Source organism: Rhodoferax sp., assembly GCF_023701345.1.
In the GTDB taxonomy this organism is placed as follows: domain Bacteria; phylum Pseudomonadota; class Gammaproteobacteria; order Burkholderiales; family Burkholderiaceae_C; genus Rhodoferax.
Window position 1 is genome coordinate 1 of sequence record NZ_JAMPXE010000183.1, and the last position, 5,011, is coordinate 5,011.

Sequence of the window (5,011 nt, forward strand, 5' to 3'; positions counted from 1 at the left end):
AATATAAGGGTTTTCCCTAAGTATTGATCTCTAGAGCGCATAACTCCTGCCAAGTTGTTGGATTTACCACAACTTGACTGGATAAACTTGACGCACGATGCAAGCTTCAAACCAGATACGGGAATCTATCTCCCGGGTGGTCGCACTGCGCCAAAAGGTTGTCGATCAACCCGACTTGGCGCTGGCGCTTCACACCGTCAAACATATGCAGGCGCTGCGTTTTTCTGGCACTTACCAGGACCTGCTGCACTCTGCCAGCTACGCAGCTTGCGCCAACTTCTTTCTGGAAGAGCTGTACAGCGCCAAGGACTTCGCCGAGCGCGATGCGCAATTTGCCCGCATTGCCGGCGCCCTGGAACGCACCTTTCCCCAGCAAGTGGTCGCGACAGCGGTGGCCCTGGCCGAACTGCATAACCTGACCGAAGAACTTGACCTGGCCATGGCCCTGAACTGGCAGCTGCAACCCGGCGTCTCCCAGGCGCAAGCCTATGTGCTGACGTGGCGCGCTGTCGGCCGCCGTGAAGACCGGCTACGGCAACTCAACACGGTTCTGGAGATTGGGCAGGAGTTAGGGCGCCTGACGCGCAAACCGGGCCTGCATTTCATGCTCAAAATGATGCGCAAACCAGCGCAGCTGGCCGGACTGGGCGCGCTGCAGAATTTCCTGGAATCCGGCTTTAACCACTTTGCCGAGCTGGCCCGCAACAAGGGCACGGTCAGCAGTTTTCTGGACACCGTCAAGGCGCGCGAATCTGCCTTGCTGGACCGTCTGTTTGATGCCCCTGCTGCCGCCTGCGCGACCGAATTGAGCCAGACTCTGGCATCGGTCCCGGCCGGCAAGGCCTGAGGCCTCAGGCCTACTGTCGCACCGCACGCTTCGTTGCGGCCCAACATCCTTCTTTTTAAAGGTCTCCCGTGCAACTTCCCCGTGGCATCACCCTGCTTGAACGCGGCTGGCTGTCCTCCAACAACATCCTGATCCGGGGTCGGCATCACTGCGCGCTGATTGACAGCGGTTACGCCAGCCACGCCACGCAGACGCTGGGGCTGCTGACGGCAGCGCTGCAAGACCAAGCGCTTGGCCTGCTGCTCAACACCCATTTGCACAGCGACCACTGCGGCGGTAACGCCCTGCTGCAAGCACATTACCCCCAGTTGCAGACCCTGATTCCACCCGGGCATGCACGCTACGTGAAACCTTGGGATCCGGTGGCCCTGTCCTACCAGCCGACCGGGCAAATCTGCCCGCCTTTTGGCTACACAGCCACGCTGCAACCCGGCACAGAAATTGCCCTGGGCGAGCAGCTCTGGCAGATTCACGCCGCCCCTGGGCACGACCCCCATTCGGTGATTCTGTTCGAGCCCCAAAACGGCCTCCTGATCTCTGCGGATGCCTTGTGGGAAAACGGTTTTGGCGTGGTGTTTCCAGAACTCGATGGGGCAGATGCCTTTACCGAGGTGGCGCAAACCCTTGATGTGATCGAGGCGCTGGCCCCGCGCATCGTCATCCCGGGCCACGGCGCGGCCTTTTCAGATGTCACTGGCGCCCTGGCGCGGGCGCGCAGGCGGCTTGACAGTTTTGTGCAGGCGCCACAAAAGCACATTCGCTACGCCGCCAAGGTACTGCTCAAATTCAAACTGCTCGAAGCTCAGAAGATTCCGCTGGCAGGCCTGATGCAGTGGGCTCAGGCAACGCCATTGCTCCAGCAGATTTACCAGTCCAGCGCCACGCCTGATCAGAATTTTCAGGACTGGGTGCTGGCCCTGCTGGATGAACTGGTACGCAGTGGCGCCGCCAGCCACGACCAGCAGACCGTATCCAACGACAGCAGCGCTTAAGACAGGTTGTTGCGCACACCGCTGGCCACATGGCCGGCGGGCACATGCCGGGCGGCGGATTCGATGTGACCGGTCTGATCGTCAAAGAAAAAATCGGGCTCGAACTCGCGCAGGAACTCACCCTTGGCCAGGCCGCCCAGGAACATGGCTTCATCGACCTCGATGTTCCAGTTCATCAGGGTGCGGATGGCGCGCTCGTGCGCCGGCGCGCTGCGCGCCGTGACCAGCGCGGTGCGGATACGCATGGCGGGCGTGCCGGCCTGCTGCAACCGCTGCAAGGCAAACAGCAGGGGCTTGAACGGGCCATCGGGCAGAGGCAGCGCCGCCTTCAGGGTCTCATGCTGTTGAAAGGCCTGCAAACCCTGCGTTTGGTAGACCTGCTCGGCTTCGTCGCTGAACAGCACCGCGTCGCCGTCAAAGGCAATGCGCACTTCAGCAGGGTGCGCATCGCTGGCGTGGACCGAGCGCGGATAAACCTGCGCGGCCGGCACGCCCGCTTCGAGCGCGGCACGCACATCGCTCAGGTGGGTGCTTAAAAACAGGTTGGCGTGCAGCGGTTTCAGGTAGCGCCAGGGCGGCTGACCGCGGGTGAAGCTGCCGCGCTCAATGGCCAGCCCATAGTGCTGCGCGGAGCGGAACACCCGCATGCCCGAGACCGGGTCGTTGCGCGACAGGATGACGACCTCGACCGGGTGGTTGTTGGGGGCTGGCGCAACTTGGTTGAAGGCCAGCAGTTTCTGCACCAGCGAGAACGCCACACCGGGCTTGGCGGGAATGTCCAGGCGCTGTAACTGCAGCGCCATGTAGGCGCGGTCGTCGCCCTGCTCGAAGACTTCGTTTTCTTCTTCGAAGTCAAACAGCGCGCGGCTGGAAATGGCCACCACCAGCTTGCCGTCAAGTGTCATTGCCATGGGGTGGTACTCCTAACCGTCACTGCGAGCGTAGCGCGGCAGTCCATGCAGCCGGAAGTCATGGATTGCTTCACTTGCGTATCGCAATGACGACATCGGCTGATGGGTCATTGCTGCAAAAACATCCGGTAAACCGGGTTGGCGGTTTCTTCCACATAGGGGTAGCCCAGTGTGGCCAGAAATTCACTGAAGGCTTGCGAGTCGCTCGTTGGCACCTGGATACCCACCAGGATGTGGCCATAGTCGGCACCCTGGTTGCGGTAATGGAACAGGCTGATGTTCCAGTTGGGCCGCAACAGGCTCAAAAACTTGAGCAGCGCACCGGGTCGCTCGGGGAACACAAAGCGCAGCAGGCGCTCGTCTTCAGCCAGCGCCGAGTGGCCGCCCACCATGTGGCGAACGTGCTCCTTGGCCAATTCGTCATGGGTCAAATCGAGCGCCTCAAAACGGTGCCTGCTGAGGTGCGCCGCAATCTTGCCCGACTCGCCCTTGGCGGCCGTGGTCAGGCCGACAAAGACATGGGCCTTGTTGGCGTCACTGATGCGGTAATTGAATTCGGTCACGTTGCGCAGGGTCTTGGGACCGCCAAAACTGGGCAGGTTGCCAATCAGCTCGCAAAAGCGCCGGAAGCTGCCACGCTCCTCGGGAATGGTCACGGCAAACAAGGCCTCGCGCTCCTCACCCACTTCGGCGCGTTCGGCGACGAAGCGCAGGCGGTCGAAGTTCATGTTGGCGCCGCACAAGATGGCGGCGTAGGTTTCGCCTTTTTTCTTGTGCGCGGCCACATACTGCTTGATGGCCGCCACCGCCAGCGCGCCGGCGGGTTCCACGATGCTGCGGGTGTCGACAAACACGTCCTTGATGGCCGCGCACACCGCGTCGGTATCGACCAGCATGTAGTCGTCCACCAGATTGCTGGCGACGCGGAATGTCTCTTCGCCCACCAGTTTCACCGCCGTGCCGTCCGAGAACAGGCCGACGTCGGCCAGGGTGACACGCTTGTTGGCGGTCACCGATTGCGTCATCGCGTCCGAGTCGTTCATCTGCACACCAATCACCTTGATCTCGGGGCGCAGCGCCTTGATGTAATTGGCCACGCCCGCGATCAGGCCGCCGCCGCCAATCGCCACAAACACGGCATCAAGCCGCCCCTGGTGCTGGCGCAGCAGTTCCATGGCAATGGTGCCCTGGCCGGCGATCACATCGGGGTCGTCAAACGGGTGGACAAAGGTCAGGCCTTCCTTTTTTTCCAGCTCCACCGCATGACCATGGGCGTCCGAATAGCTGTCGCCAAACAACACCACCTCGCCGCCGAAGCCGCGCACCGCGTCCACCTTGACTTGCGGCGTGGTGGTCGGCATGACGATGACGGCGCGGCAACCGAGCCGTTGGGCGCTCAAGGCAACGCCCTGGGCGTGGTTGCCGGCCGAGGCGCAAATCACGCCCCTGTTCAGGTGTGCCAGGCTCAGGTGCACCATCTTGTTGTACGCCCCGCGCAGCTTGAAGCTGTGCACCGGTTGCTGGTCTTCGCGCTTGAGCAGCACGGTGTTGTTGAGGCGCGCACTGAGGTCTGGCGCGATTTCGAGGTTGGTTTCCACCGCCACGTCGTAAACGCGGGCCGTCAAGATCTTTTTGAGGTAGTCCGCGGGGGTCAAAGCTGAAGTTTTCATAGGGTGACAATGATAAGCGCCCCGACGAAAGTGGCAAAAAGCGACAATCGCCGCTCTTGAACCTTGAAGGAAACCTGAACATGGAATGCACTGTAAGTTGGACCGGCGCTTCGGGGACGCGCTCGGGCATGGGCTTTTTGGCCGAAACCGGCAGCGGCCACACGCTGGTGATGGACGGCGCGCCCGATGCCGTCAAACCCGAGAACGGCGGCCAGAACTTGGCGCCACGGCCGATGGAAACCCTGCTGGCGGGCGCGGGCGGCTGCACCGCTTATGACGTGGTGCTGATCCTCAAACGCGGTCGTCACGACGTACGCGGCTGCAGCGTCAAACTCGACGCCGAACGCGCCGAAACCGATCCCAAGGTGTTCACGCGCATCAACATGCATTTCACCGTGACCGGCAAGGGAGTGCCGACCGCCGCTGTCGAGCGCGCCATTGCCATGAGCCACGACAAATACTGCTCGGCCAGCGTCATGCTGGCAAAAACCGCAGAGATTACGACCAGCTTTGAGGTGCTGGAGGCATGAACATTAATCATTGAACCTGACCCCGTCACTGCGAGCGCAGCGCGGCAGTCCATGCAATCCG

General features: G+C 61.7%; 5 protein-coding genes. 3 read left to right on the forward strand and 2 right to left on the reverse strand.

The genetic code is table 11. The features are described 5' to 3' along the window. Positions 1 to 97: 97 nt before the first annotated feature. A complete protein-coding gene (locus NDI87_RS16505) occupies positions 98 to 847 on the forward strand; it encodes a hypothetical protein (protein ID WP_296276658.1) in 750 nt (249 codons plus the stop codon). A 68-nt stretch (positions 848 to 915) separates the two neighbouring features. Beyond that, positions 916 to 1,839, forward strand: coding sequence for an MBL fold metallo-hydrolase (locus tag NDI87_RS16510; RefSeq protein ID WP_296276659.1), 924 nt, complete (start codon positions 916 to 918; stop codon positions 1,837 to 1,839). On the opposite strand, the gene NDI87_RS16515 is transcribed toward NDI87_RS16510, so the two are convergent. Further along, the gene (locus NDI87_RS16515; RefSeq protein ID WP_296276661.1) at positions 1,836 to 2,750 is read right to left on the reverse strand and encodes a 5'-nucleotidase; all 915 of its coding nucleotides are present in this window, start codon (positions 2,748 to 2,750) and stop codon (positions 1,836 to 1,838) included. The two genes, NDI87_RS16510 and NDI87_RS16515, sit on opposite strands and share 4 nt — an antisense overlap. Positions 2,751 to 2,857: 107 nt before the next feature. Next, complete coding sequence (gene ilvA, locus NDI87_RS16520) at positions 2,858 to 4,420, reverse strand: threonine ammonia-lyase, biosynthetic (protein WP_296276662.1); 1,563 nt, start codon at positions 4,418 to 4,420, stop codon at positions 2,858 to 2,860. Between the two features lie 80 nt (positions 4,421 to 4,500). Here ilvA and NDI87_RS16525 point away from each other — a divergent pair, with 80 nt between their 5' ends. After that, the gene (locus NDI87_RS16525; RefSeq protein WP_296276663.1) at positions 4,501 to 4,950 is read left to right on the forward strand and encodes an OsmC family protein; all 450 of its coding nucleotides are present in this window, start codon (positions 4,501 to 4,503) and stop codon (positions 4,948 to 4,950) included. Positions 4,951 to 5,011: the final 61 nt, after the last annotated feature.

Coding starts and splice junctions, on each gene's coding strand:
- NDI87_RS16505 (WP_296276658.1), top strand. CDS start 98: ATGCAAGCTTCAAACCAGATACGGGAATCTATCTCCCGGGTGGTCGCA.
- NDI87_RS16515 (WP_296276661.1), bottom strand. CDS start 2,750: ATGGCAATGACACTTGACGGCAAGCTGGTGGTGGCCATTTCCAGCCGC.
- ilvA (WP_296276662.1), bottom strand. CDS start 4,420: ATGAAAACTTCAGCTTTGACCCCCGCGGACTACCTCAAAAAGATCTTG.
- NDI87_RS16525 (WP_296276663.1), top strand. CDS start 4,501: ATGGAATGCACTGTAAGTTGGACCGGCGCTTCGGGGACGCGCTCGGGC.